The sequence below is a fragment of the Ruegeria sp. AE4 genome (genome assembly GCF_056542185.1).
Window position 1 is genome coordinate 1 of the sequence record NZ_JBQFZK010000028.1, and the last position, 24,927, is coordinate 24,927.

The following is a 24,927-nucleotide window of genomic DNA, read 5'->3' on the forward strand; positions in this document are numbered from 1 at the left end:
AAATTCGTCCGTCCGTTTCAGTCCCATAGTTCGTCTCCTTTGCTGCAATAAATGCTATCAAAGGAGCGGCAGCAAACCGCGACACGTCCAAGCCGTATCAAGTACCTTCGTGGGCTGCCACACAGTCCGTTTGGGCGATAGTCATCTAGCACTGCTGCGTGTCGATGGCGAGCTACAAGTTGATCTTCCCAGAACTCATTTGTCTCGGACGGGCATTGATCGCACAGTACAAAATATCCGCTCGTTCACTGAGACTGTGTCGTTGTGCGAGCAGTACCTTTTGATAGTTGCAAAAGAGGCCACCGATATCACGGTTGTTGGCGATGACAAGGTGGACAATTTGCATTTTGAGGCTGGAATAGCCGCACTATTATTTGGGCAAGAGCTCGCTCGAAAGTCAATATTTGACAATTATTTCAACCTTCAAGATGCGAAATTTACAACTAGAGATGCGAAAATTGTGAAGTCTTCGCCGAAAGAGAAACCTGTCGCGTTCTTTGACGATTTACCGTCAGATCCATACGGGGGTTTTTCCGAAAACGAAATTCGCCCACTCAAATTTTGCTACCGCGCCCACATGTCCAACGATGAAAACATGCGCCTCATTTTGTACTATTCTGCGCTTGAAATTCTCTTTGCCGGTGATAGAAAATTTGGCAACAGACTCCGTAAATTCTACTCTTTCTCAAAAGAGCTAACCGTCGCTTCAGACAAAATTATCAGCGAGCTTAGAACAAAAAGGAAAGAGGCGATTCACCGTGGCTTGCATCGAGAGTTTAACGGAGAGTCAGAGCGATTGGTTCAAGCAGTAATCTTAGACTTGGTTTTTGCTTCTTCATTGGGAACATACGAAACGTCAATATTGCGACATGTACTTCAGACGGTGTAACGAAACCATGCAGTGTCTGAAGCACAGTTTCAACGACGCGAACCCCGTCGGCTCATAAATTACGCCTGCATTGGGCTGCAAGCTGCCCCATACACTTGCGGCACATCCTGTGACGGGCGATGACCGGTGATGGTTCAATCACCCCCCCCCCCTTCACCCCGTCACCACCAGATTGAACTGTACACGCGGCGGCTCTCACGGTTTAGTGCCACGACACATCGGCTCAGGGGATCCCATCAATGAAAGTCGCAACCGCAGCGTATGATCTCGACTGGCTCGACAGCTGGGCGCAGTACGAGGACAAGCTGGACCGTTGGGTTGCCGAGGCTGCCGGGCAGGGGGCCGGGCTGCTGGTGTTCCCCGAATACGGCGCGATGGAGGTGTCGACGCTCGATGGTGCCGAGGTGGCGGGTGATCTCGAACGCTCGATCCGCGCGGTTTCGGACCGGTTCGAGGATGTACAAAATTTGCACTCGCGCCTCGCAAGCGCGTACAAAACGTACATTCTGGGCGCATCGGCCCCGGTTGTGGATGGGTCCGGTCGCCCGGTGAACCGCGCCGCGTTCTACGCCCCGGACGGTGGCCGCGACCATCAGGACAAGCAGATCATGACCCGCTTTGAACGCGAGGACTGGGACATTGCGCCGGGTGGTCCACTCAGGCTGTTCGACACCGCGCTGGGTAAAATCGGTGTTCTGATCTGCTATGACAGCGAGTTTCCCCTGCTGGGCCGCGCACTCAGCGACGCGGATATGATCCTTGTACCGTCCTGCACCGAAGCGCTGTCGGGGTATTGGCGTGTTCGCATCGGGGCAATGTCAAGAGCATTGGAAAATCAATGCGTTACGGTTATGTCGTCACTGGTCGGAGCCAACGACTGGTCCGAGGCAGTGGACATGAACACCGGCATGGGCGGCGTTTTCGGCCCGCCGGACAAGGGGTTTCCGGCCACCGGAGTGCTGGCCGAGGGCGCTCTGAACCAGCCTGGCTGGACCTATGCAGATGTCGACCTGTCCGCCATCGCCGAGGTCCGCGCCGATGGCCATGTGCTGAACCGGACCCATTGGCCAGAGCAGGACGCCCGAGTCGAAACGGTCACATTATCCGCCCTTTAGATGAATCCGCCCTTGAAATAAGGGAAAAATAGGCTCATTTAAGCGCACATCCCCGCAGATTCTGCGGGCGCAACCTAATGATGGAGACAACATGGCCAAGGAAGATACGCTCGAATTTCCCGGTGTCGTGAAGGAACTCCTGCCTAATGCGACGTTTCGGGTCGAGCTGGAAAACGGCCATGAAATCATCGCACATACGGCAGGAAAGATGCGCAAGAACCGCATCCGTGTTCTGGCCGGCGACAAGGTTCAGGTCGAGATGACCCCCTATGATCTGACCAAGGGTCGGATCAACTACCGCTTCAAATAACGCCTGCCGAGATGGCGTTTATCCTGGGATCGGGCAGCCCAAGGCGGCTGGACCTGCTGGCGCAGCTTGGCGTGCAGCCCGACGCCATCCGCCCCCCTGACATCGACGAAACACCGCTGAAGGGTGAGCTTCCTGTTCCGTATTGCAGTCGCATTACGCGTGAAAAAGTAAAGGCTGTTCAATCGGATAGCGGTGACATCACGCTTTGCGCGGACACGACAGTTGCACTGGGGCGGCGTATTCTGGGCAAGCCCCAGGATGAGGGGCAAGCCGCAGAGTTCCTGTACGCTCTGTCCGGTCGCCGTCACCGGGTGATCACTTCGGTCGCCGTTCGGCGCGGGGATCGCATCCTGCAACGTGATGTCGTCTCGCAGGTCAAGGTCAAACGCCTGTCTGACGTTGAAATCAACGCTTATCTGGCGACCGGTGATTGGCAGGGCAAAGCCGGGGCCTATGCGATCCAGGGCCCTGCTGGCGCATTCATCCCATGGATTTCGGGCTCGTTCACTGGCATCGTGGGGCTGCCCCTGTCCGAGACCGCCGCCTTGCTGCAAGGGATCGGCTACCCACTATATAGCGAGGCATCATGAAGGGTCGAACCATCGTTCTAGACCATATCCAAGACCGCGAGGCCGCGGCATTGATGGTCGACGGAAAGCTTGATGATCTCCTGATCGCCGCCGACGCGCCGGCACCCGGCACCATTTATCGCGCCCGTGCCGATCGACCGGTCAAGGGGCAGGGTGGTATGTTCCTGACCACACCCGACGGCCCGGCTTTTCTTCGACAGGTCAAAGGGTTGGCGCCGGGTGCCACGCTTTTGGTGCAGGTGGGCGGATATGCCGAGCCCGGCAAGGCCATCCCTGTAACCAACCGCATCCTGTTCAAGAGCCGCTTTGCCATTGTCACACTCGACGCACCGGGCCTGAACATCTCGCGCAGCATCAAGGATGAAGACAAGCGGGATCAACTGCTTGAAATCGCTCATGAACAAATGGGCGACAGCCCCTACGGGTTGATCCTCCGCTCCTGCTGCATGGATGCGGATGCCGGTGATATTGCCGACGACATTTCGGCCATGCTTGCGCAAGCTGAACAAGTGATGACGGACGAAGGGTTCGACGTCGAACTGCTGAGCGAAGGTGACAGCCCGCATATCCTGGCATGGCGCGACTGGACCGATCCTGCCGAGGTTGTGACGAAAACCGGCAGTTTTGAAACCCATGGTGTGCTGGACGCGCTGGATGTCGCCCGTGGCATTTCCGAACCTCTCCCCGGAGGCGGATATCTTTTTATCGAACCGACCCGCGCATTGGTGGCCGTAGACGTGAACACAGGCGCGGATACGTCGCTGGCGGCAGGAACAAAAGCCAACTTCGCTTGTGCCAAAGCCTTGCCACGTGCATTGCGTGTGCGCGGGCTGGCGGGGCAGATCACACTGGATCTGGCTCCGATGCCCAAGAAAGACCGCCGAGGGTTCGAATCCGCCCTGCGTGCGGCCTTTAAGTCGGACCCGGACGAGACGATACTGGCGGGATGGACACCTCTGGGGCATTTCGAGTTGCAGCGCAAACGCAGCCGGTTACCTGTCGCAGAGATCCTGAAATGAGCTGTCCGATCTGCGGAGAAGAAACGCAAAAGAAGTTCCGCCCGTTCTGTTCGAAACGCTGCGCAGACATTGATCTGGCCAAGTGGCTGAACGGCTCTTACGCGGTCCCGTCTCAGCGCGAAGACGACCCTGAGACCGAGGCCGATGCGGACGAACGCAATACAATGCGACCGCACTGAAAAAATGTAAAAAAGCCTCTGGACACTGCCGGTAGCAAGTCATAGAACGCCTCCACCCAACGACAAACGTCGTTCCCGTGCCCGGGTAGCTCAGGGGTAGAGCAGTGGATTGAAAATCCTCGTGTCGGTGGTTCGATTCCGCCCCCGGGCACCATTTAAGTCAGAGAAATGAGTGCTGGATATCAAACGCTTAGGTTCAATGTCTGGGCCTTTGGCTCGTCTGCAAGATGCTTGACCGAAAGTGTCCTGATTTGCGAGAAGATGCCATTTGACCCGGAGCATTCGACAGTAGTTGCCGTCTCAGGCCGAGCGCTCCGTCGCCTTTTCCGGTTCCGGAATCGTGGAATTGAAATGCAGGGCGCTTGCTCGGGTGGGATCTGAACAGATGGTTCGGTGCACAGAGTGGAGCGGAGTGCCCGCGATAGATCGGTTTGCGCCGGGCGAACCGCCAAGGTGTGCAAGATCAAGTCACACGTGTGCGTTGATCCTCGATCCCCATCGAGATTAACGAAGGTTCTTCGCGTTGGATGGTCTGAAAGCTTGCTTTGTCCTGCATCTTATCCCAATTGCTCAGGATCAGGCACTGCGCGACGGCTCCGCCCAGTGTGGTTCCCGGTCCAGTGACGATGAACATATCGGGTGCAAACTCTTTCGCGGCTTGTGATACGGCCTTTGTGAAATCATAGGTTTCGGTCACCTGATGACCCAAGGTGTAGTCCCAAAGCGCGTCCAGATCACAGGCGCCGGGCCACCAGATCTGACCGCGGCCATCTATCATGGGCAGATTGGGTTGTCGGAACAGATCTGCGGCAAGGCGGGTGCGACCGACTTCGGCAACTGGGCGTTGCAGGTGTGAATGAAACCCTGCGTGATTGGCCAGCCGCATCGGAAAGCGTTCCTGCACCACAGGCACCTTGTTTTCAAAGGCGGATAACCCAGCTTCATCCCCGGCCAGAACCAACATCCCGCCCAGATCAATTGACAGGGTGAGGGTCGCGCCAGTGCCGTCAATCTCAGCGACCAGAGCCAGCAGTTCGGCCTTGCGTTCCGGGTTCGGCTGCCAGTCGGCATCCATGAACGGATAGATCAACTGGCCGCCAATCAGGCTCTGCTGCATGAGTGTTCCCATGGTGTTGACCACCTCGAACCCTGCCTCGGCGGTCAAGGCACCCCCGCAGGCCAGGGCCGAATACCAGCCCATCGAGTTTCCGGTCACAGCCACCACGTCGATCTTCTCTGGATCAATGGCACGAAAATCGCCCAGCGTCGCGGCATAGATCAGGGCCGAGGCATTGTCGCCGCGCGTGTGCTTTGCCACGGAATACCGCGTTGCGCCGTCCAGTTCGCTTAGGGTTTCCTGACCCTGCGCGCGGCGCATGTCGTCGAATTGTGCCAGCAGGGCCTTGTCGATAAAATGGCGGCCCAGAACCCCCAATTCGGGTTTGTTATAGGTGCCGCGCCCCGGACAGATGACAACAGCGGTTTGTTTTGCTGACCTCATTTGCCCGTCTCCATCAGGGATCTTGCTGCGGCCTCGATGCTGTCTTTCGATGGCATGGTTGCGGCATAGGCCGGGCCGGTGGCGATAAAGCTGTCTTCGGCGGTAATACGTGCCATCGGCACATCTGTGGTTTCGTGGAAATGGGCCATCAGGGCTTCGGCCACGCCACCGTGATGCCGGGTTTCATCGACGATCAATATCCGCTTGGCGCCGCTTACGGCCCGGGTCAGCGCGTCTTTGGGCAGCGGTGACAACCAGCGCATGTCAATGATCCGGGTTTTTATCCCGTCGGCCTCGAGCGGTTTGCGCGCCTGATGGCTGAGGTAGACGCCATTGCCAAAGGTAACAATCGCCAGATCGTCGCCGTCGCCATCCACGCCGACCTCGCCGAAACCGATCCTTTCGGATGGGTCGGGGTAGGTGTGCATCCAGCCTGCGTCCCCAGCTTCGTGCAAGTCCCGCATCGGGTAGAGCGCGATGGGTTCCAGAAACACGACCAGCCGCTGTTCTTCCCGGGCCAGCCGCACGCATTCACGCAGCATTCGTGCAGCGTCGGCGCCGTTCGATGGGCAGGCCAGGATCAGCCCCGGAATATCGCGCAGCACCGCGACCGAGTTGTCATTGTGGAAATGCCCGCCAAAACCCTTTTGATACCCCAACCCGGCGATGCGCACGACCATCGGGTTGGTGTACTGACCGTTCGAGAAGAAGGGCAGGGTGGCCGCTTCGCCGCGCAACTGGTCTTCGGCGTTGTGAAGATAGGCCAGGAACTGGATTTCCGGCATGGGCGTAAACCCGTTCTGAGCCATCCCGATGGCTAGGCCCAGAATCGACTGTTCGTCCAGCAGCGTGTCGATCATCCGGTCAGGGCCGAAACGGGCCTGAAGCTTTTGCGTCACGCCATAGACACCGCCTTTGCGCCCGACATCTTCGCCCATCATCACGATCTCGCCGTGTTCAAGCATCAGGTCGCTCAGGGCCCAGTTGATCAGGCGTGACATGATCTGGGGTTCAGCATGTGCTTTGAGGTCGCCGCCGAATACCTCAGCCCGATGTTCAGCTGACGGGCCATTGGTCGGGGCACAGGGGCGTGCGGGCGGGATCAGGCTGGCCATCACGTCACCTGCGGTTTTCAGGCGAGGGCGGGTGATCGCCTTGTCGGCGACGCGGGTGACGCGGTCGCAGGTGTCGGTGTATACCTTCAGCGCGTCATCCGGTTGCATCGCACCGGATTGTTCCAGCAGACGGACGGAGTGCAGCAGGGGGTCGTTCGCCTCTTCGGCTTCGACCTCGGATTTTGGCATATAGGTGGTGGGCATATCTGCCCCGGCGTGGCCATACAGGCGCACCGTGCGGATGTGCAGAAATGCGGGCTTCTTGCGGCTGCGGACATAGGCGGCGGCTTCTTGTGCGACACGGTAGGTTTCGAAAATATCGAGCCCGTCACACGTGAAATACTTCAGTCCCGGTCGATGAGAGAATGTTGCGGCAATCCAGCCTTGTGGTGTCTTGGTCGAAATTCCGATCCCGTTGTCCTCACAGCAGAACAGCAGTGGCAGGGGAACCGACTGGTAAGACGTCCACTGCGCGGTGTTGAACGCGCCTTGCGCTGTGGAATGGTTGGCCGAAGCATCACCAAAGGAACAGTAGACGATGGCGTCGTCCGGCATTTCTGCATGTTCGGGTTTGTGACGGCGGGCTGCCGCGATTGCATAAGCCGCGCCGACAGCTTTGGGCAGGTGGCTGGCAATGGTCGAGGTCTGCGGCGGGATGCAAAGCGCCTTTGACCCCAACACCTTGTGCCGCCCACCGCTGATCGGATCATCAGAGGATGAAGCGAAGGACAACAGAATATCCCATGTCGGGCTCTGCCCCGGCACCTGATCGGACCGGGCGATCTGAAAAGCGGCGTCGCGGTAATGTAGAAAAGCAGGGTCCGTCGGGCGCAAGGCTGCCGCCACGGCGGCCATCCCTTCGTGACCAGAGGAGCCGATGGTATAGAATCCCTGGCCCGCTTTCTGCATTGCCCGGCTTTGGCGGTCCAATGCACGGCTGAGACATTGCGCGCGATATAGCCCGACTGCTTCGGACGCTGTCAGTGGGCCAGACGGCGTCGCGCCAGCGGGGAAATCCCGTGCCGCAACCCGGCGCAGGAAGTTGTCATGCACAATGGTTGCGCGATCCATTTTTGTCGTCCTCAGGCGAAGGCTTGCAGGCCCGTTTGTGCGCGACCCAAGATCAAGGCATGAACATCATGCGTGCCTTCATAGGTGTTCACGGTTTCCAGATTCACCATGTGGCGGATCACGTGGAAATCCTGGCTGATGCCATTACCGCCGTGCATGTCACGTGCGTGGCGGGCGACCTCAAGTGCCTTGCCGCAATTGTTGCGCTTGATCAGACTGATCATCTCGGGTGCTGCGCGGGCTTCGTCCATCAGACGACCCACGCGCAGAGCGGCCTGAAGGCCCAAGGCGATTTCGGTCTGCATGTTCGCAAGCTTCAGCTGGAACAGCTGCGTTTGCGCCAAAGGGCGACCGAACTGTTTTCGGTCCAGACCGTATTGCCGCGCGGCGTGCCAGCAGGCCTCGGCTGCACCCATCGATCCCCAGGCGATACCGTATCGTGCGCGGTTCAGGCAGCCAAACGGCCCTTTCAGACCTTCGACACCCGGCAACAGAGCATCTTCCCCGACCTCGACATTGTTCATCACGATCTCACCCGTGATCGAGGCGCGCAGCGACAGTTTGCCTTCGATCTTCGGAGCTGAAAGACCGGGTGTACCTTTTTCAAGAACGAAACCCTTGATCTTGCCGTCATGCGCGTCTGATTTGGCCCAGACAACAAACACGTCAGCAATGGGCGCGTTCGAGATCCACATCTTTGACCCGTTGAGGACATAGCCCCCATCAGTCTTTTTCGCGACGGTTTTCATGCCGCCGGGGTCCGAGCCTGCATCGGGCTCGGTCAGGCCAAAGCAGCCAATTGACTCACCGCTGGCCAGTTTCGGAAGGTATTTCCGGCGCTGTTCATCCGTTCCGTAGGCATAGATCGGATACATGACGAGGCTGGACTGCACCGACATCATCGAGCGGTAACCGCTGTCGACCCGTTCCACTTCGCGTGCGACCAGACCGTAAGTGACATAGCTGGCACCGATGCCGCCGAATTCTTCGGGGATAGTCGTGCCCAGAAGGCCCATTTGACCCATCTCGCGAAAGATTTCGGGGTCTGTTTCTTCATTGGCGAAAGCCTGGGTCACACGTGGCAGCAGTTTGTCCTGCGCGTAGGCGTTGGCCGCATCGCGCACCATGCGTTCGTCTTCGGCCAGCTGGTCTTCCAGCAGAAAAGGGTCATCCCAAGTGAAAGGGCCAAGCTGGGGGCGGGATTGTGGTTTCATGAGAGTTTCCTTTCTACAGCGGCTTTGAGACGTGCAAGCCCCGCTGCAATTGTATCTTGGGCATAAGCAAAGCTCAGGCGAAAATGTCCGGGCAACCCGAAGGCGCGACCGGGAACCAGAGCGACACCGGCATCTTCCAACAACCAGGTGCAGAAGTCAGCGTCATTTTTGAACGGTCCTCCCTGATCCTCAAGCAGTCCGGCGCAGGAAGGAAAGGCGTAAAACGCCCCGTCGGGAGCCGCGCAGCGCAACCCCGGAACCGTGTTCAACCCTGCAACCACCAGATCACGGCGTTCGGAAAAAATGACCCGGCGATCTTCCAACAGGTCCGGGCTGCCGGTCAGCGCCGCAAGCGAGGCCCATTGTGCAATCGAACAGGCGCCCGATGTAACCTGCCCCTGAACGGCCACCATTGCCTTGATCATCTCGACCGGCCCGATCCCCCAGCCGATGCGCCATCCGGTCATGGACCATGCTTTGGCGACACCGTCGACGATCAACAGACGGTCGGCAAGGTCAGGGGCCGCGTCGGCCACTGAAACAAACGGAGTAAAGCTGAGATGGCGATAAATCTCATCCGCAAGAACCCAAACCTGTGGATGACGGGACAGAACAGATGAGAGGGCGGCGATCTCATCCTGTGTATAGATTGCCCCCGACGGGTTCGACGGCGTGTTGAGCATCAGCCAGCGCGTGCGCGGTGTGATTGCGGCCTCTAACTGTTCCGGCAGAAGCTTGAACCCCTGATCCATCGGGCAAGGCAGAATGACGGGCGTTCCACCCGCCATCCGCACTATGTCAGAATAGCTGGTCCAGTAGGGCGCGGGCATGATGACCTCGTCGCCGGGGTTCAGGCTGGCCAGCATGGCATTGGCAATCACCTGCTTGGCACCGGTGGACACAATGACCTGAGCCACTTCGGCTTTGGCCTGCCGGGCAACTTCGGCGCGCAGGTCGGGCACCCCGGCCGTCGGCGGGTATTTCGTCTTGCCGTCCAGCGCTGCCGCGTGGGCAGCTTCGACCACATGGGGCGGGGTGGGCAGGTCAGGCTCACCGGTCGACAATGCCACAACATCGCGCCCTTCCGAACGCAAGCGTGCGGCGGCCTCGGAAATCTGCACGATTTCGGACAATTCGATACCGTTTAGTCGGTTTGCGCGGTGAAACACTGTCAATCTTCCTCTGGAGGTGACTGAGGTTCTATCTGCAAAGTAACTTGATAAAAATACGCTGTTTTGTATCGTTTCTGTGACTAAAACTCATGAGTGATATGCCCAGAATCAGCTCCCTTCCGTCTTTTGCCCTCATGCGCAGCTTCGAGGCTGCCGCACGCCACGAAAGCTATACCATGGCAGCAGAGGAACTTGGTGTGACGCAGGGCGCGGTTAGCCGCCAAGTGCGTGAACTTGAGGCTGCGCTGGGGGTGACGCTGTTTCGCCGGGTCGGGCGTGCCGTTCGCTTGTCGAAAGCGGGTCGCGCTTTGTTTGAAGAACTTGCCGGAGACCTTGAGCGGCTGAACGGTACGATCAATCGTGCGATCGCGGCCGGTGACGGTGCGTCGTTGCTGTCCTTGGCGGTCCTGCCCACCTTTGCGACACGGTGGCTGGTGCCAAGACTGCCGGATTTCAAGCACCTGCATCCGGGGATCGAACTGGATTTGCATTCCTACACGACACCGTTCAGCCTGGAAGAGCGGCGCGTGGACCTTGCCATTCACTTCGGGCACGAAGATTGGCCTGGTGCGCGGCTACGCAAGCTATTCCCGGAAAAACTTGTCGTGGCAGCTGCGCCCGTGTTGTTGGGCGCCCAACGGCCTTTCGAGGAACAGCATGTGTTCGATCTGCCGCTGTTGCATCTGACCTCACGGCCCGGGCTATGGTCCGAGTATCATGCAAGCCTTGGGCTTGACTCCAGGGCGGTTTTTCCAGGGATGCGCTTTGATCAGTTCTCGATGCTGATCGAAGGCGCAGTTGCCGGACTTGGGGCTGCGATTTTGCCGTCCTACCTGATCGAGGCCGAGTTGGCGTCTGGCGCGCTGGTCCAGACCGGGCAATTGGTGAATGCCTCGGGCAGCGCATATTTCATTGCAACGCCGACCGGGCAGAGGAACGAAGCCGTACAAGCGTTTGCGGACTGGATCATCCGGCAAACGAAAGGGCATTTGTAAGGGTGCGGACGCGACAGATGGGTTACAGCATCCGGATGCCCTGCATGGTCTGGATGATTGCCAGATCCTGCTCGTAAAGCTCTGTAAATGCGTCAACGATGTCTGCGTTCCAGCCGGGCAGATCGAGTTCTTCTTCGACCTCATCGGGCCTGGCATAGTCTTCCAAAACCCGCGCAAGGTCTTCGCGTTGAGTGTCCTTGTCGAGGCCGACACCGCCCCGCACGATGTCCAGAACATGCTGTTGACCGGTTTCAGTCAGAAGCGACGACAGCAACGCATATTCATCCACCAGAGGAGCGTCACCGGGCAGGCCCGCCATTGCGCGCGTGATATCCCCCAGAATCAGTGGCAGATGTTCGTTCTTCCACAAAGTGAGCTGCACCTGAGGTGCAAGATCGCGCAGATCTTCGATCATGCTCAACCAGCTCAGGCAACTCAGATCGGTGCTGGTCAGAATCTCCTGTCGGTGATCTTCATGGATCGACATCAGGACCTTGGGTATGAAAAAACCGGGGTTCACCAGACCGACAAATATTTCGACCTGAGCATCGTCCAGCAAGGTCTGCACATAGGCTGTCCGCTGCCCGGCAAAAGGGTAAATCTGTCCATGTTGCAGGGCAGAGCGTGTTGGGCCAAAGAACTTGTCGTTCGAGAGGATGACACGATCAACATTTGGATCATCCGGAAGAAGGGCGTGCAGCCCGTCCTGTGTTTCTGCATCAGACAAATCCTGAGCAAGGGCATCAGACAGAACCTTGACAAACTGACGTCCGCCGCGCGGTCCCAAGATCGCAGCACGGCTATCCGCCAAGGCCTGCTTGTTTGCCGAAAGCGAGGACAGCACTTGCCCTTCATCGGCGAAAGCGGCCCCGGCATGGATTACTACCTGCATCTTTTGTCCTTTTACCCTCAGGGGCTGTGTCCATCCCATTCCATGTCTTTGCGTCGCGTGAAAATCTGCAACGAACCAACCGTGCGGTTTCTGCACTTTCTCAGGAAATCGGGCAATCCCCAAGTTTGAGTTAAAAATGAGGGTTGCAGTCCTCTGTCGGACGAAGTAATCGACTGCCAGTGCCCCTATAGCTCAGCTGGTAGAGCAACTGATTTGTAATCAGTAGGTCCGCGGTTCGAGTCCGTGTGGGGGCACCACAAAATCCTAAAAAGATTATAATTAACAACTACTTAGGTTTATTTTGAATAGCTCGGACCACCCTTTGGGCCACCTTTGCGTGCCCGCTTGGGAAGAGAGCAAGACCTGGTAGGGATGTCGCACTGAGCGCTCTTCGGCCAAAAGAGACACTGGCATTGTTTCAGTGACGATGTGCTGTGGTTTACCTTCGAATGTTCATTGATTTGAGCTTTTGGAAGCCTATTGCGCACTCTCTGCGTATCTTGCTTCGGATGTTGCAAGCGTTCCGAGGAAGAACTGGTGCTCATATCTTGACCATCATTCACTTCACGGTCTCTATGAGTAAAAAAAAGACATTGAGGAAATCGAATTCGGAGCCATGAAGCTTACCAAGATTGCTTTCTTAACGGCTTTCCGCATTCGCAAAGAAAAATAACCGGAGCACCCTTGCCCAAAAGAACCAGAAGCCACCGACTCGAAGACATCTCAATTGTAGAATTCCAAAGGCTTTTACCTGACGAATGGGTATGCCGAACCAAAGACAAAGACTATGGCGTAGACTTGGAAGTTGAAATATTCGACGAGCAAGGAAACGCCACTGGCCTACTTTTCTATGTTCAATTGAAGGCCACAGATAAGGCGGATGCAGAACGCTCTGTTAAGATGAAGCTTGATCGTCTCGAGTATCTCGCTTCTTTGGACGCACCCTCTATGCTGGTCCGCTATTGCGACGCGACGAAAGCCACCTACTTTATGTGGATCAGCAATGTCTTTGCTCAGATTCGAAGCACCTCTACCAATTCGACGACAATCAACTTTGATGAACTCGATGCGTGGACTGAAGAAACTCCATTTAATTTAATAAAAACGGTTAAGACTTATCGCACAATCAAGTCCTTTTCGAGATCGTTGCCTCTTGGACTGACTGTCGATGAAGAAGGGCAAGCGGGACCCAAGGTATTTGAGGTGAAGCTTGCAATTTCTAAGCTTCAGAGCATGAGCGCTATGGTCATCTCAAGTGACGACCCAGAGCGATGTTTGCCAATCGTCTTGCACCTTCAAGAAAACGCGATCACTGCATCAATAGACGTAGTGGCCAGCATAACTTGGGAAGTCGAAGGCTTTACTAGCCAAAACATACTCCCAGAGTTGGTTTATGTTCTTGCCTATATGGCTGGTAGGTACGAATTCCAACGTCAGGCCATAGAATTGACACGGATAATAAAAGCCAACGATTTCAAGACAGAAACAAGGTTTCTTGCAAGTCGAGTCGCACAGCTTGCAATAGGTGACCCTGAGGTGGCCGCTGAAATTGCACAAAGAAACAGGTTACACTCCATTCAGGACGACGGATATCTTGCATATGTCGATGCGCTGCTGTCGAGTGAGCTCCCGATAGACAAACGCAAGTATGCGATCGAGAGTTTTTATAGAGATGCAATCTCTGATCACGATCCAGAGGATAAGCAGAGGGTCTCTACAATTTACTACTCCCTTGCGAATTTTCAAATGAACATGGGAAGCTACTCGGAGGCCGTGGGCAACTACAATAGGGCGAGAAAACTAAGTGGAGACTACCTAACGCGGCCATACTTTTTGAATGAACTCGCGGCTTGTTGCTTCTGGAGGAGGAGGTTCAAAGCGGCTGCGAGGTTCTACGTGGCATCCTATGAATTAGCCCCGGGCTCGCAGGTTGGTATCTGTGCTGGAGATGCTTTGCTCTATTCGGGTGATTTCGGGGGAGCCAAGAAAATCTTTGAGAATCTCAGTAACGAACCATCCGATCGAGTGACCGTAGCTGAAGCGACCATAAAGGCATGGCTTTGTTCATGGCTTGATAGATTCTATCAGCATAACGAACTTTCCGGCACTGCCGTACTGAACGATAGGAGCTTGTGGTTTAGCGTCATCGACCAAGCTCTAGAGGATCAAGAGTATTTGCACGCACTCGGCGCGGCTTTAGTAGAGGCATTCTTGTGTGACGGAGATGAAGGGCTTTGGGCAGATGCGGTAGGTTTTGCGTGGAGCACCAAGGATAGTGAGCTTTTCCTCGGTACGCTCTCGTGCGCAATCTGGAGAAACGGTTATGAGGTATATGCTTTGTTCCGCAAAAACCTAGAAAAAAGTCAAATTCCAGAGGATGGCATGGAGCATTTCGATAAGTTAGCAAGCGCACTTTATGAGTTGCGACCGGTTATGCAGCCTGGCGGTGTAATCAAACGGCTGGTTGGCCCGGACAACTTTGACTCTGTTCAAGAAATTCCTGCGACATAGCGTACATTGCGGGAGTGTATCGGATGGTTCGATGGCCCTTAATTGGGCATCTGTTCACTTGTTGCAAAACCAGTGTGCGGTTGATCGTTCAAGCTGAAAATCGTCTGAAATTAAAAGACACCGGAAACGAATTTAATACATAAAGCAATAGATTGGACGGTCCGTCTTATGGGTGAAGCAAAGGCAAAGAAGCGACGGCACGCGAAGGTTTTGGAAGTCGCGAAAGGTTGTATCTATTGTGCAGGAGTTGGGCCTGCGGAACAAATCGACCACATGCCTCCAAGGGCTATGTTTCGAATGACCCAAAGGCCAAAAGGTTTGGAGTTTCCTAGCTGTTCTGTGTGCAATCAGGGCTCAAGTAAACTGGATGTGGCAGCAATTTTCATGTCGCGCACATTTCCAGGAATACGCGACGAAGCGGACGAGGAGGAATGGGATAGGGTGTTGCGAGAGATGCAAAGAGTCGCGCCTGAATTCCTGAAGGAGATGTGGCTGCCAAAAGAAGCAATGCAAGAAATGATGTGGCGGGAGGGGGTGTTTGATCCTAAGTTGGCAGGTTTTCGTGCCAATGGGCCGGTTGTTGGCGCGTATATGCAGGCGTTTGCGGCCAAAGTTGGTTTTGCATTGCGCTACGAAGACGTTGGCTACCCAATCCCCCAAAAAGGAGGGCTACAAGTTCGTTGGTTCACGAGTGGCGAGCTTCTTAACGGAAACATTCCTGAAAGTTTATATGCAAGCCTCGGTTCGATAAATGTGATGAGGCAAGGAAAGATCACTTCAGATGGGACCTTTGAATACGGCTGGGGTAACTTCAACAGTAAACCTGAAGTGCGCCTTTACTACGCTAAAGTTCGACAAGCATTCGCCGTTGCCGCTTTTGTTGCGGATGACATGTCACTTTTACCGTTTCCCACAACAAAGCTTGCGACCTTCGCTCCAGGAGAGTTGAGCAATCCTGTTCGTGATCGGATAATTGGTTAATGACCGATCGAAGGCCGCAAGAACAGCAGTGCAAAAGTGCTCCGGATTTGCGATCAACGAGTACCGTAGTGTGTTTTTAGTAAGCCTTATCGCGTAAGATGGCATTGAACTGCAAGGTGGGCGTCACTCGATAAGCAACTCATCGTCTTCATGAAAAAGGTCATCACTGAATACTGCGGGTCCGAATCCGTATTCGTATGAGACGTTGTGCAAATTGACTTTATTGATTCCTTCAATGCCAACCACACCTTCGACTATCGGGCGACCAAAAAGACAAAGATTGGCATGCTTTGCTTTGGCTGCCTGCTGGAAGTAGCTTTCTACAAGAAAGCCGTCGTACCCAAGCGAATGAATGTGGGCAGCCAACGCTTGGCACGTTCGGTAGCTGCCATGGTCATAAATCAGGCTTTTCAACCATATTCTTGGATCGTCAAAAGGTGAAACGTCAAAATCCGTCTTTGGTGCCGTCAGGTCCATTAACTTGAGAGGGCGTTTCGGGTGCATCTTCGCTACAAAAATGTCGTCTTCAAGATTCACCCGGCTCTCGTGTAGGCATGTTTCCACGTCAAGGGAGCAATACAATATAGGCAAACCAGCAGAATCAAATCGTCCGAAATTGGTCCTGATCTCCTCTGGCGGAGAGCAGAAGCGGTTATCCTCAGGTGTAAACTCGATATTGCTCTGCACCCTATAAAACGTCGCCGAAGGGTTCAGTGTCTTTTCATGGTGGTAGTCACAAATCCCTTGGTAGTCATTCGTTTCCCATCGCTGTACCCCGTCTTCTTCAACAGGTTTGCCGAACATCCACAATGGAGGGCCATACAGAAAAACTTTGACTCCGAAGGACTTGGATAAACGCCGAATGTCTTTCTTCAAAGTTTCCCTACCGACCTCATCAATCGGTCTATCGAAGTAATTGAACTGTAGCATTGGCGCAAACCATCCCTTTCCAGAAAAGATGGACCCGCGAACGAAAAACTCCGTACACGTTTCTTCTAGAGATGCTCTGGATAGTTTTACTCCATCGGAGGATTCGCAGGTTGGGCACTGGCCCGGAGTGTGTCTTCCGTTGTTTCGTGCTACGCTGCGCAAACCTGGGTCGGAAAAGCAATTTGAACACCCAACTACTTTGTTTCTGTGCTTTCTTTGGTAATAGTTTTTAAGAAATCGAAAACGCATTGCTAGTTTCCACCGAAGTCTACTCTTAGTTGATTCAATCGCCCCAATCGGCCTCAGAAAATTGCTCGAGTCGGTCGCCTCTACAACCCTGATCATCGTGCAATGAAGTTAAGAATCCCAATTTTTAGTGCCAGACGAGCAGACTAGTTATGAGAACGCTGGCGTTTTCTTGCTGGTAACGCAGCTCTTCGAAGATGCTGTTTAGGCGGATCAGTTAGCTCCTCGCACAGTTCAGACAGCAATTCGTCGTAGGGTTTCGGTCCAGCATCTTCGGCAACCTCTGCCTGATTGTCAGACACTGAAAGTAGTTCAACCAGCCGGATTTGGAGTTCGCGGACCAGCATCATATCGCTTTGCTCACCCTCGCTAACTTCTCCGTAGGCATTGGCGTCTAGTGGCTTTTGACCGGGACGCCCATATAGGCCAATTCGTTCTCCCATTCTAGCAAACTGTGCTTCGGCGTTTGTCACCGTGTTCAAGAAGGCGCGTTTTTCTTTGGCATCGGTTGCTGATTGAAACCCTGCCCATGCCTCTGCTCGAACCTGACGGAGTGAGGATACGCTTTCCATAACGAAGTCACGCGGCTGCATGGATACGGCTTCTTTGCGCAGGTCGTCCAGCAGTCTCTGCTTCCACCTATAGGCAGTGTCCACAGAAATGCCGAATGCGTCCGCAATAGCTTTGCCGGAATAGTTCTGCATCAACATCGGGTGTAGCAGTTGCCTGACAATTTCCCATTGTTGCTCAGAGCGTAGGCGACCAGATTGCCGGATCGTTGCGGCAGGTGAACGGACATTTTCGGCGTCAAGTTGGGTTTGCTCGGGCGTTGGGCAGGGCTGCTCGGTCATTTTGATGCCTTTCGGACTTTGGGGGTATTTGCGGCGTTAACCGGCATTGCAGTTCAGAATTGCACCCGGGTTCAAATGTCGATGTCTAATCGGGCGATGATCCAGCCCAATGCGAAGAACGCCGGATAGAACAACAACCAGCCCCCATAAGTCAGGTAGTGAACTAGCGACTTTTCCTGTTCGTGGATGACACAGACCATCGCGTCCACGTCACCGCCCAGCGCATCGCGGTTTCGGCTGGGTACAACGAGTTTCTGGTAAGTCACTCTTCCGATCATCAGATAGAGGATCGTGACGAGGATAAAAACGACTGTGGCAATACTCATTGGTCTGTTTTCCTATTGGGGTTGGTGTGTGGTTCGGCCTGTTTGAGATGTCTTTTGATGATGGCGCGGATCGCGTCATTCTCCCGCGTACCGGGGAGTGCAAAGAGGTTTTCGTGAAGGTGGCCAAATACAGCGTGGTCTACGTTCGCGCCGGCAGAGGTTCGCAGATAATGCGAGAGTTCCGGCCCGTCTGATCGTGCGGCGGGGAAGCCTGCACGCCAGTCACGCAGGACACGCCATGCGTTTATCGGAGGCGCGTCTAGGAGCGGGCTCGCAGGCGTTATTTGGTTTGGGTCAGCAGCAGCGTCTTCATAGGTCCCTAGGAGCGCATGTAGCCGCTCCATATCCATCTGCTCAGCGATGCCAAGTCGCTCTTCCAGCCGGGAACGCGCGTCGTCAGCGATGCCAATGTCATCCCGGTTGGGGTCGAACCTATAGCCGAGGAAATCCAAAGGCGTATCATCGGCGTATTGGGTTTCGCACATTGCAAGCGGACCAGCAGGGCACCGTTCAAGATGAGCGGCCAAGGTATCTGCCATCGCCCGAGTTCCGGCAGGTGTACGCGCCGCAATGACGATGTTGTCAAAGCAGATCATAACCTTTGTGTCCGCGCGATCTGGCAATCCGACAAGCAGATGCGCGAGAACAACGCCAGAGGCCGGGGAGCCTTGCATAAGGCCCTTTGGCCCGCCTACATTGTGGTCAGTCTCATATATACTCCCAGAAGAACCAAAATCCTGTTTAGCCTGCGAAGCATTGTCGGGATGGTTGGTCACTGAAAAGCATAGTCTTCTAGTATCAAGTGCTCGGCGGGTCACCTCCTGTGGCAATGGTAGGGAATACAGGGCGTCCGGGTTGATGCTCTGGTAGCAATCAATCACGTCGGTCTTGGCTAGGTAGACGTACCCGGAATTCTGAAGCTGTTTGAGTTGTCTGGCGAGGTCATCGCGGCTTGCGCCGGGGATACCGAACAGCGTGCCGTTCGGCGCGGTCTGTCGGTTGATCACCTCCCGGATCAAGTAGTGCGTAGCCTTCAGTGTTGGTGGAAAAATGCATATAGGACGCGAAGACCCGTCGGGTTTGGTCTTCGGATACCATCTGATCGGCGGATAATTGGTCGCCCAAGCGTCAACCTGTTTGCTTAGCCTTCGGACGTCATCCGGGTAAGCATCCCCGCCCAGCGCCTTGTATGCAGAGACAAGCTTAACATGGGGTGAGCGAAGAAAATTTCGGATTACAGGTTGAAGGCGTTGCCCGGACGTGGTGGCGGAACCGATGGCGTCGGCCCGTTCGTGGTAGACGTCATAGGCTTGCCCAATTTCTCGGGACCATGCCCGGTCGATGTCCGAATTTGAACCCGGGTGCATGTTTGCCACGCGCTGGGTGATGCGTATTTCACAAGTTTCAGGCATGGCATTTTGCACCCGGGTTCAATTTTGCTTCGATGAGAAAGTGAGTGTGGCTATCAGCGGGCGTATTCGCGCATCACTGAAAGCTGGCGCAGAAGTCGCAAAAGCTCTTTTCCAGCAAAGCGGGTGTCTATGAGGATGTCACCAAATTCAATCTGTGTCGCATTGGGTGCTGGCGTGTTTGGGTCATCAACGTCTGCCTGTAATTGCAGCAGGAGAGTACTGAGAATGCCGATGAACTTAGTGATATCCTCTTGTAGTTGGTCGTTTTTCTGATCAATCAGGTTGGCAACTGGGGGTGATTTGGCGGTCATGTGGGCTATTCCGTGTCTTTGATGGGTTGATCTGACAGGTAGGGTTCGGGCGGAATTGCACCCGGGTTCAAACTGAGGGGCTTTCGTACAATTCTTCGAACGCGAATTTGCACTCGTAGCTCTCTTCCACCTCGCCTGTGCTGAATGTGGTTTGGACCGGATCGATTGCGTGTTTTTCGAGTTCGCTCTTGATGGCTTCGGAGACCTGGACCGCGTTACCGTGATTGAACACGATAAACTTATCCTGCGCTTCGCTTGGAACGCGGAACCGATATTGCCTTCCGCGCACCAATGTCGCTAAGTATTCAATTGGTTTCATTGTCTTACCCCTTAGCGGCTTTTTGTGCCGCCGAAAGCGCGGGCGATGTTGCTGGCACCTTTTTGCGGCGCGGACTTGTCGCCCAGTGAGATACCAAGACGATTTTCGATGTCCTTCCGACGTTCACTACGCTGATCTTTTTGGGTATTTTTCTTTTCCCGCCCAGCGCGATCATGGCTGACACCGAACGCTGCTGCTGCGTTTCGTTGGGCGGCAATCTCGGTTGTTTCAGGTTTGGGCTTTTCAGGGTTGTCACTTGCGCGAGTTGCCAATCCCCAATTGTGTTTTAGGGAATTGAACCCGGGTGCATCGGTTTTTTTCGATGACATGATTATCTCCGATATTGTGGGTTGAATTTGAGTTAGCCGCGAGCATCCGCGAACGCTTGCATTGCGGCTGAAACTTCATCTTCGAGCCAGAAAGACCGCGATCCAATCTTGATCGGCCTCGGCCAACGGCCATCTTCGATCATCCGATGAAGCGTACTTTTGCTGAAAGGACAGACTTCAAGCACCTGATTGGTGCTGTAGAACTTTTTGTGAGTTTCCATGATACATCCTGTGACCCGTTGGTGTGTCTGGGGTCAGAGGTATCAGTCGCTAATTGTACGCTGGAGAGAACCGTACAACTACTTCGTCGCTCTTTTAGCTCTAATGTACCGAGACCTATTGGCCTTGACGTTTTTGTCATCGGATTTGTCTTTGTGTTGAGCCCCATAGCCCCTTCTGGTGGCTTCTGTGGCAGCGGCCAGAACGCTCCGATCCGGGTGCCTATTTCTATACTCGTCCATGAATTTGACTAACTTCATGGTTTCCGCACGGTAGATTTTGGCTCTCTCCGTCCCTCCGGTCTTGCGAGAACTTTGCTGCGCACGTTCGCGAGCCATGTCAGTCAGGTACTTCTCTCGAAGAAAATCTGCTGTCAGTAGGCTGCTTGCCAAAAAGCAACGGTCAACTAACTCCAAAATCATATGTTCTTGTTCAGGCAAAACTGTCTGCAGACTTTTTTCGATTTCCTCTAAAACGTCTTCCGCGTCGTGCAGTCTTTTTCGGTCACGCGCTGTAACATCAGTCTCTTTTTTTCGAAGATCAATCCTGCGGCGTCCTGTCGCAAGTGAATAAGGGGCAGCATTTTTTGATGCAGCAATCACCTTAGCAAGTATTTCAGGTGGGATTTCGCCGCTGTCATCTAAGCCACTGATAGTCAGGGTTATTGTGGCGTCCATGGCATCGTGTTCTTCGAACTTTGTGTCGATGCGAGGAATTGTGGTTTCGGGGTCGTTTGTCATTTTGCCACCAACTTTACAACTTCTGCGCTTTGTCCGGTCACATGCTGCGCCCAGCGCTCCATGAGAATACGACGTTGTTCAAGGAAGTCCGTTCTGCGGTAAGTGCGTTCAACCTTGCTGCCGGTCTCGTGGGCTAGGGCCATTTCGGCGACTTCGCGCGGCGCGTCGGTTGCCTCTGCGCACCATGTCCGGAAACTGGACCGGAACCCGTGAGGCCGTGCCTCTAGTTCCTGACGCTCCATCAGGCGGGACATGGTGGCATCGGAGATAACCCCCTTTTTGACATTGGGAAACAGGTAGCCGTCCTTTTCGAACGCCGTAGCTTGCTCAATGATGCGCTGGGCTTCACTGGACAGCGGCACATGAAACTCTTTTCCGGTCTTCATCTTTTCCGCCGGAATTACCCACGTATCGCCGTGCAATTCATCCAGATGAATGAAACGCAGGGGTCTGGACCGGACCGCAGTGAGGATTAACAACCGAAATGCGAGATGTGTGACCGATCCGTCATTAAGGCTTTCATAGAATGCAGGAACGTCTCTCCATGGCATCGACGGTATGTTTTTGCGAACCTGACGGGATTTGCCAAGTAGTGCTTTGGCTTTCATCGTTGCTTGGAGGTCTACATCCAGCCCCATTGCCGCCGCATGCCGGAATACAATGCCCAGCCGGTTCATAGCTTTCTTTGCTGTCTCGCCCTTGGAATGCCAGATGGGAGCGAGAGTGTTTTTGATGTCCTGTTGGTCAATCTCTTCAATTGGCACATTGCCAAGTTTGGGAAGAACGTGCAGTTCGAGCGGAGAAAACCAACGCCCAGCCTTGCCATCGTCCTTTAACTCGGCTTGACGGGCCGCAAAGGCTTCCTTCGCTACCACCGTTAGGGTGTGATCAGCTTTAGCGGCTTCCCGGCGTATCCGTTCCCGTTCTTTGATCGGGTCTTTTCCTTGGCGGGCGACGGCCCGCCATTTCTCGGCCTCTTCGCGGGCTTCTTTAAGAGATACGGCAGACAAAGCGCCCAAGCCCATTTCTCTTCGACGCCCGTGGACGTGAACCCGAAGGAACCATTTGCCGCCATCTCCATCTTTTTTGTGCAGCCAGAGGCCTCCGCCGTCCGAGTATTTGCCGGGTTGCGCATTCTTTACCTGCAATGATGATAGCTTGTTGAGTGCTGGCATTGGTCCACCCTATGGTCCACCTTCTACTGTGAGGCACACTGAACCACTCTGACGCGAATGGAAACCACATTTTTATGTTTAGCAAGGGTTTAGGTGATTTTTTGAGGCAGCCTGAAACGCCCAGAGTTTTGCGTGTTCAAGTCTTCAATGCAGTGTGGGGGCACCATTTAAACACCAGTCAAACACCGGAAAATAGGAAGTTTCCTCAATAGTTTGAGGTGCTTCCCAAATCTGTGGTTGGGTTTGAGTGCGGTTAGAACATAACGTGAACCTTGTAAAATCACCGCCGTTACAAGGACACGACATGCCACAGATCAAGTTCAAGGATTCGACGCTCAAGAGTTTGTCGGCAGACAAAACAACATGGTTCACAGACCCAACCGTCAAAGGCCTACGCCTATGCGTCACCAAGGGAGGCGTTAAAACTTGGTGGGTCAACAAATGGGACCCGAGTGCGCAAAAGACGCGGGCTGTGAGGCTCGGCCAATGGGCGAGCAAAGGCACACACTGCGCCTGGGCGAAGAAACAGATGGGTGCTGCTCTCCTCGATATTCAGGAAGGCAATATCCACACGCGCGATGAGCGCGAACTGGAAAAGAACCGTCTTGGCATTCCAACTTTCGCGCAGGCTCTTGACCAGTACATCGAACACCGCACAAGCGAACGGGCGTCGGGCAAGGCTCCGATGGTCGAGAAAACGGCGCAGGATTACCGCAACTCGTTCAGCCTGCACTTCACGCGCTGGGCCGATATTTACGTGGACGAATTGCCGATCCTCGAGATCAATCAATACCTGAACTCACTGCAACTAACGCGACCGCATGGCGCGCGAACAGCATCGGTCGTGGCAGGCGCCGTCGTCCGGTTCATAAACCGCCTTTGCGCACTCGCTTTGCCGTTTCCGTCTTTGTTGGACAACACGACCATCAAGAGCCGCGTCGAGACCGGCAAACTCGACATGTCGGTTCCATGGGCGGATCGCTGGGCCGAGATCGAGCAGATCGGTAACGAGCACATTCGCCTGTGGTGGATGCTGACTTGGTACACAGGCTTCCGGCAGGAGACGTTCCGCACGTTGACATGGGATCAGGTCGATCTTGAAACCGGCATGATCACGTTCCGGCGTAGCAAGCACACGTATGACCGGCAGATCGCTATTTCAGACGATGCGGTCAGGCTGTTTAAACGCCTCAGGGAGATCAAGTATGACGATTGCGATTGGGTGTTTCCGTCGCGCCGGATTGTAGGGGAACGTCGTGGGCATCTCGGTCAAATGGATGCCTTGGGAATGACGAAGCCGGGCGACCTGCGTCACTTCTGGATGACTGCCGCACGCGAAGTCGCACCGCGCCACGTTCACAGGTGGCTTGCCCAGCAGACGATGACCGACAACGATCTTCGGATGCTCGGCCATTACGGTGAGCCGACTTTGGAAGAGCAAAAGGCGGCGGCGAATGCGATTGCGGCGGCGATCAACACGCGATTGGGGGTGGCACCTTCATCCGTTGTTGAATTGCGCCGAGACAGTGCTTAACTCAATAAGTACATGCCTGACCGAGGGTTGAACCGAACCCGCGCGTTAGGCCGCGCTGAAAAGGAACTCGCGACCCAAGGAACCCGAAGCAGCCCCATGGGCGGTGACGGCGAGCGAGCGGACCCAGGGGTAGACTACGCGCGGTCATGGGCCTCATCACGAGGACAAACCTATGACTATTGAAGAACTCGCCGCGCGTATTGACTCCCTGCAAGATCAGTTGATCCGCGCAAACCCTCCCCTGATCATGACAAGTTCAGAAGCAGCCGCCTTTCTCGGCGTATCGGATGAAACGATGCTCCGCTGGCGCAAGGACGGTTTCGGGCCGTCATACTCTCAGCCGAATTGTCGGATAGTGCGATACCAGCGCGACGACGTTGTTGCGTGGCTCGAGGAGAATCAGGGATGAAGCACCAGGAAGCGAAAGCAGACGTCGAACGATTTCTCGAAGGCGACGAGGTGCTTCGAGTGTTTCGCGGCTCGATCACGAAGGCCGCTGAGGCGGGACAGAAATTCACGCTCGATCACCCGCGCATCCAACAGAAAGTGACCTACGAAACGCTGCGTGCCGGATTGAAAGGCAACGAGGTGCGCGTCCCGACATTCGAGTCTCTGGTCGATCTGCATGGCGCAGTCACTGACGACCCGAGGTCATATTGCGAGCCACCAGAAATCCCAGAGACGTTCGACGAGTTCAGGAAGAATGCCCTCGAGTACGCATCGAATACCTGGTGGTACGAAACACTCGCGCTCAATGATCTGGTCAAACCTGCATCTTGGCAGGCACAGCTTTCACGCGGGGGCACCCCGCGAACATGGCCGAAGGTGCGCGAGCGCGCAGTCGATTGGCGGACGCGTGTCATGGATGCACTCGACGCATGGGAACACCGTGGACGTGTCGCGGTTTGCTGCCGCTCCTTTGATAGCATTTATTGCAGCAAAGGAGACGAACTATGGGACTGAAACGGACGGACGAATTTC

The 24,927-nt window shown here is 54.9% G+C and carries 27 protein-coding genes and 2 tRNA genes; 14 read left to right on the forward strand and 15 right to left on the reverse strand.

The genetic code is table 11. From position 1 onward, the window contains the following. The 7 genes from ACR0EK_RS19530 to ACR0EK_RS19560 all read left to right on the forward strand — a co-directional run. Window positions 1–889: hypothetical protein (locus ACR0EK_RS19530; RefSeq protein WP_480968058.1), on the forward strand; the 889-nt coding region annotated here is incomplete at its 5' end. A 239-nt stretch (window positions 890–1,128) separates the two neighbouring features. After that, on the forward strand, window positions 1,129–2,004 hold the full coding sequence (locus ACR0EK_RS19535) for a carbon-nitrogen hydrolase family protein (protein WP_480900222.1): 876 nt from the start codon (window positions 1,129–1,131) through the stop codon (window positions 2,002–2,004). 91 nt (window positions 2,005–2,095) lie between these two features. Next, window positions 2,096–2,314 carry a translation initiation factor IF-1 gene (gene infA, locus ACR0EK_RS19540; protein ID WP_005978431.1) on the forward strand — a complete coding sequence of 73 codons (219 nt, stop codon included), beginning with the start codon at window positions 2,096–2,098 and terminating at the stop codon, window positions 2,312–2,314. An 11-nt stretch (window positions 2,315–2,325) separates the two neighbouring features. Continuing rightward, complete coding sequence (locus tag ACR0EK_RS19545; RefSeq protein WP_480473601.1) at window positions 2,326–2,904, forward strand: Maf family protein; 579 nt, start codon at window positions 2,326–2,328, stop codon at window positions 2,902–2,904. After that, the gene (locus tag ACR0EK_RS19550; protein ID WP_480968059.1) at window positions 2,901–3,923 is read left to right on the forward strand and encodes a ribonuclease E/G; all 1,023 of its coding nucleotides are present in this window, start codon (window positions 2,901–2,903) and stop codon (window positions 3,921–3,923) included. The genes ACR0EK_RS19545 and ACR0EK_RS19550 overlap by 4 nt, the downstream gene beginning before the upstream one ends. Continuing rightward, window positions 3,920–4,102 (forward strand): DNA gyrase inhibitor YacG, encoded by a 183-nt coding sequence (locus tag ACR0EK_RS19555; protein ID WP_480473599.1) that lies wholly within the window; start codon window positions 3,920–3,922, stop codon window positions 4,100–4,102. The genes ACR0EK_RS19550 and ACR0EK_RS19555 overlap by 4 nt, the downstream gene beginning before the upstream one ends. A gap of 79 nt (window positions 4,103–4,181) precedes the next feature. After that, window positions 4,182–4,256 (forward strand) — tRNA-Phe (locus tag ACR0EK_RS19560). A gap of 309 nt (window positions 4,257–4,565) precedes the next feature. Here the strand turns inward: ACR0EK_RS19560 and ACR0EK_RS19565 are convergent. The 4 genes from ACR0EK_RS19565 to ACR0EK_RS19580 are packed head-to-tail and all read right to left on the reverse strand — an operon-like array spanning window position 4,566 to window position 10,172. Then, entirely contained in the window at window positions 4,566–5,603 is a 1,038-nt protein-coding gene (locus ACR0EK_RS19565) for an ACP S-malonyltransferase (protein ID WP_480900220.1), read from the reverse strand. Then, window positions 5,600–7,789 (reverse strand): thiamine pyrophosphate-dependent enzyme, encoded by a 2,190-nt coding sequence (locus ACR0EK_RS19570; protein ID WP_480968060.1) that lies wholly within the window; start codon window positions 7,787–7,789, stop codon window positions 5,600–5,602. Before ACR0EK_RS19570 ends, ACR0EK_RS19565 begins: the two co-directional genes overlap by 4 nt. Before the next feature lie 11 nt (window positions 7,790–7,800). Further along, the gene (locus ACR0EK_RS19575) at window positions 7,801–9,003 is read right to left on the reverse strand and encodes an acyl-CoA dehydrogenase (RefSeq protein ID WP_209508024.1); all 1,203 of its coding nucleotides are present in this window, start codon (window positions 9,001–9,003) and stop codon (window positions 7,801–7,803) included. Then, a complete protein-coding gene (locus ACR0EK_RS19580; RefSeq protein ID WP_480968061.1) occupies window positions 9,000–10,172 on the reverse strand; it encodes a pyridoxal phosphate-dependent aminotransferase in 1,173 nt (390 codons plus the stop codon). The genes ACR0EK_RS19575 and ACR0EK_RS19580 overlap by 4 nt, the downstream gene beginning before the upstream one ends. A gap of 101 nt (window positions 10,173–10,273) precedes the next feature. Here ACR0EK_RS19580 and ACR0EK_RS19585 point away from each other — a divergent pair, with 101 nt between their 5' ends. Then, window positions 10,274–11,170 (forward strand): LysR substrate-binding domain-containing protein, encoded by an 897-nt coding sequence (locus ACR0EK_RS19585; RefSeq protein ID WP_480900214.1) that lies wholly within the window; start codon window positions 10,274–10,276, stop codon window positions 11,168–11,170. 22 nt (window positions 11,171–11,192) lie between these two features. Here the strand turns inward: ACR0EK_RS19585 and ACR0EK_RS19590 are convergent, their stop codons facing one another. Further along, a complete protein-coding gene (locus ACR0EK_RS19590) occupies window positions 11,193–12,062 on the reverse strand; it encodes a hypothetical protein (RefSeq protein ID WP_480773875.1) in 870 nt (289 codons plus the stop codon). A gap of 181 nt (window positions 12,063–12,243) precedes the next feature. Between ACR0EK_RS19590 and ACR0EK_RS19595 the strand changes: the two genes are divergently transcribed. The 3 genes from ACR0EK_RS19595 to ACR0EK_RS19605 all read left to right on the forward strand — a co-directional run bounded on the left by ACR0EK_RS19595 (window position 12,244) and on the right by ACR0EK_RS19605 (window position 15,554). After that, window positions 12,244–12,319 (forward strand) — tRNA-Thr (locus ACR0EK_RS19595). A 427-nt stretch (window positions 12,320–12,746) separates the two neighbouring features. Beyond that, on the forward strand, window positions 12,747–14,573 hold the full coding sequence (locus ACR0EK_RS19600) for a DUF4365 domain-containing protein (protein ID WP_480968062.1): 1,827 nt from the start codon (window positions 12,747–12,749) through the stop codon (window positions 14,571–14,573). Window positions 14,574–14,741: 168 nt separating this feature from the next. Beyond that, the gene (locus tag ACR0EK_RS19605; protein WP_480968063.1) at window positions 14,742–15,554 is read left to right on the forward strand and encodes a hypothetical protein; all 813 of its coding nucleotides are present in this window, start codon (window positions 14,742–14,744) and stop codon (window positions 15,552–15,554) included. 123 nt (window positions 15,555–15,677) lie between these two features. On the opposite strand, the gene ACR0EK_RS19610 is transcribed toward ACR0EK_RS19605, so the two are convergent. From ACR0EK_RS19610 to ACR0EK_RS19655, 10 genes are all read right to left on the reverse strand, one after another. Beyond that, complete coding sequence (locus tag ACR0EK_RS19610) at window positions 15,678–16,484, reverse strand: RES family NAD+ phosphorylase (protein ID WP_480968064.1); 807 nt, start codon at window positions 16,482–16,484, stop codon at window positions 15,678–15,680. A gap of 392 nt (window positions 16,485–16,876) precedes the next feature. Then, complete coding sequence (locus tag ACR0EK_RS19615; protein ID WP_480968065.1) at window positions 16,877–17,581, reverse strand: helix-turn-helix domain-containing protein; 705 nt, start codon at window positions 17,579–17,581, stop codon at window positions 16,877–16,879. A gap of 71 nt (window positions 17,582–17,652) precedes the next feature. Further along, window positions 17,653–17,907, reverse strand: a complete 255-nt coding sequence (locus tag ACR0EK_RS19620; RefSeq protein ID WP_480968066.1) for a hypothetical protein — start codon at window positions 17,905–17,907, stop codon at window positions 17,653–17,655. After that, the gene (locus tag ACR0EK_RS19625; protein WP_480968067.1) at window positions 17,904–19,319 is read right to left on the reverse strand and encodes an RNA-dependent RNA polymerase family protein; all 1,416 of its coding nucleotides are present in this window, start codon (window positions 19,317–19,319) and stop codon (window positions 17,904–17,906) included. Before ACR0EK_RS19625 ends, ACR0EK_RS19620 begins: the two co-directional genes overlap by 4 nt. Before the next feature lie 53 nt (window positions 19,320–19,372). Further along, entirely contained in the window at window positions 19,373–19,630 is a 258-nt protein-coding gene (locus tag ACR0EK_RS19630; RefSeq protein WP_480968068.1) for a hypothetical protein, read from the reverse strand. 67 nt (window positions 19,631–19,697) lie between these two features. Further along, a complete protein-coding gene (locus ACR0EK_RS19635; RefSeq protein ID WP_480968069.1) occupies window positions 19,698–19,949 on the reverse strand; it encodes a hypothetical protein in 252 nt (83 codons plus the stop codon). Window positions 19,950–19,960: 11 nt separating this feature from the next. Continuing rightward, window positions 19,961–20,278 (reverse strand): hypothetical protein, encoded by a 318-nt coding sequence (locus ACR0EK_RS19640; protein ID WP_480968070.1) that lies wholly within the window; start codon window positions 20,276–20,278, stop codon window positions 19,961–19,963. 32 nt (window positions 20,279–20,310) lie between these two features. Beyond that, complete coding sequence (locus tag ACR0EK_RS19645; protein WP_480968071.1) at window positions 20,311–20,499, reverse strand: helix-turn-helix transcriptional regulator; 189 nt, start codon at window positions 20,497–20,499, stop codon at window positions 20,311–20,313. A 78-nt stretch (window positions 20,500–20,577) separates the two neighbouring features. Then, a complete protein-coding gene (locus ACR0EK_RS19650) occupies window positions 20,578–21,237 on the reverse strand; it encodes a hypothetical protein (protein ID WP_480968072.1) in 660 nt (219 codons plus the stop codon). Further along, window positions 21,234–22,412 (reverse strand): tyrosine-type recombinase/integrase, encoded by a 1,179-nt coding sequence (locus ACR0EK_RS19655; RefSeq protein ID WP_480968073.1) that lies wholly within the window; start codon window positions 22,410–22,412, stop codon window positions 21,234–21,236. The genes ACR0EK_RS19650 and ACR0EK_RS19655 overlap by 4 nt, the downstream gene beginning before the upstream one ends. Before the next feature lie 304 nt (window positions 22,413–22,716). Here ACR0EK_RS19655 and ACR0EK_RS19660 point away from each other — a divergent pair, with 304 nt between their 5' ends. From ACR0EK_RS19660 to ACR0EK_RS19670, 3 genes are all read left to right on the forward strand, one after another. Then, complete coding sequence (locus tag ACR0EK_RS19660; protein WP_480968074.1) at window positions 22,717–23,946, forward strand: tyrosine-type recombinase/integrase; 1,230 nt, start codon at window positions 22,717–22,719, stop codon at window positions 23,944–23,946. A 172-nt stretch (window positions 23,947–24,118) separates the two neighbouring features. Further along, complete coding sequence (locus ACR0EK_RS19665; RefSeq protein ID WP_480968075.1) at window positions 24,119–24,355, forward strand: helix-turn-helix transcriptional regulator; 237 nt, start codon at window positions 24,119–24,121, stop codon at window positions 24,353–24,355. Beyond that, window positions 24,352–24,909, forward strand: coding sequence for a hypothetical protein (locus ACR0EK_RS19670; RefSeq protein ID WP_480968076.1), 558 nt, complete (start codon window positions 24,352–24,354; stop codon window positions 24,907–24,909). The genes ACR0EK_RS19665 and ACR0EK_RS19670 overlap by 4 nt, the downstream gene beginning before the upstream one ends. The last annotated feature ends 18 nt before the right edge of the window (window positions 24,910–24,927 follow it).

Coding starts and splice junctions, on each gene's coding strand:
- ACR0EK_RS19655 (WP_480968073.1), bottom strand. CDS start 22,412: ATGCCAGCACTCAACAAGCTATCATCATTGCAGGTAAAGAATGCGCAA.
- ACR0EK_RS19585 (WP_480900214.1), top strand. CDS start 10,274: ATGCCCAGAATCAGCTCCCTTCCGTCTTTTGCCCTCATGCGCAGCTTC.
- ACR0EK_RS19635 (WP_480968069.1), bottom strand. CDS start 19,949: ATGAAACCAATTGAATACTTAGCGACATTGGTGCGCGGAAGGCAATAT.
- ACR0EK_RS19625 (WP_480968067.1), bottom strand. CDS start 19,319: ATGCCTGAAACTTGTGAAATACGCATCACCCAGCGCGTGGCAAACATG.
- ACR0EK_RS19545 (WP_480473601.1), top strand. CDS start 2,326: ATGGCGTTTATCCTGGGATCGGGCAGCCCAAGGCGGCTGGACCTGCTG.
- ACR0EK_RS19640 (WP_480968070.1), bottom strand. CDS start 20,278: ATGTCATCGAAAAAAACCGATGCACCCGGGTTCAATTCCCTAAAACAC.
- ACR0EK_RS19665 (WP_480968075.1), top strand. CDS start 24,119: ATGACTATTGAAGAACTCGCCGCGCGTATTGACTCCCTGCAAGATCAG.
- ACR0EK_RS19565 (WP_480900220.1), bottom strand. CDS start 5,603: ATGAGGTCAGCAAAACAAACCGCTGTTGTCATCTGTCCGGGGCGCGGC.
- ACR0EK_RS19615 (WP_480968065.1), bottom strand. CDS start 17,581: ATGACCGAGCAGCCCTGCCCAACGCCCGAGCAAACCCAACTTGACGCC.
- ACR0EK_RS19535 (WP_480900222.1), top strand. CDS start 1,129: ATGAAAGTCGCAACCGCAGCGTATGATCTCGACTGGCTCGACAGCTGG.
- ACR0EK_RS19610 (WP_480968064.1), bottom strand. CDS start 16,484: ATGCTACAGTTCAATTACTTCGATAGACCGATTGATGAGGTCGGTAGG.
- ACR0EK_RS19670 (WP_480968076.1), top strand. CDS start 24,352: ATGAAGCACCAGGAAGCGAAAGCAGACGTCGAACGATTTCTCGAAGGC.
- ACR0EK_RS19575 (WP_209508024.1), bottom strand. CDS start 9,003: ATGAAACCACAATCCCGCCCCCAGCTTGGCCCTTTCACTTGGGATGAC.
- ACR0EK_RS19660 (WP_480968074.1), top strand. CDS start 22,717: ATGCCACAGATCAAGTTCAAGGATTCGACGCTCAAGAGTTTGTCGGCA.
- ACR0EK_RS19605 (WP_480968063.1), top strand. CDS start 14,742: ATGGGTGAAGCAAAGGCAAAGAAGCGACGGCACGCGAAGGTTTTGGAA.
- ACR0EK_RS19650 (WP_480968072.1), bottom strand. CDS start 21,237: ATGACAAACGACCCCGAAACCACAATTCCTCGCATCGACACAAAGTTC.
- ACR0EK_RS19555 (WP_480473599.1), top strand. CDS start 3,920: ATGAGCTGTCCGATCTGCGGAGAAGAAACGCAAAAGAAGTTCCGCCCG.
- ACR0EK_RS19630 (WP_480968068.1), bottom strand. CDS start 19,630: ATGACCGCCAAATCACCCCCAGTTGCCAACCTGATTGATCAGAAAAAC.
- ACR0EK_RS19570 (WP_480968060.1), bottom strand. CDS start 7,789: ATGGATCGCGCAACCATTGTGCATGACAACTTCCTGCGCCGGGTTGCG.
- ACR0EK_RS19620 (WP_480968066.1), bottom strand. CDS start 17,907: ATGAGTATTGCCACAGTCGTTTTTATCCTCGTCACGATCCTCTATCTG.
- infA (WP_005978431.1), top strand. CDS start 2,096: ATGGCCAAGGAAGATACGCTCGAATTTCCCGGTGTCGTGAAGGAACTC.
- ACR0EK_RS19645 (WP_480968071.1), bottom strand. CDS start 20,499: ATGGAAACTCACAAAAAGTTCTACAGCACCAATCAGGTGCTTGAAGTC.
- ACR0EK_RS19590 (WP_480773875.1), bottom strand. CDS start 12,062: ATGCAGGTAGTAATCCATGCCGGGGCCGCTTTCGCCGATGAAGGGCAA.
- ACR0EK_RS19550 (WP_480968059.1), top strand. CDS start 2,901: ATGAAGGGTCGAACCATCGTTCTAGACCATATCCAAGACCGCGAGGCC.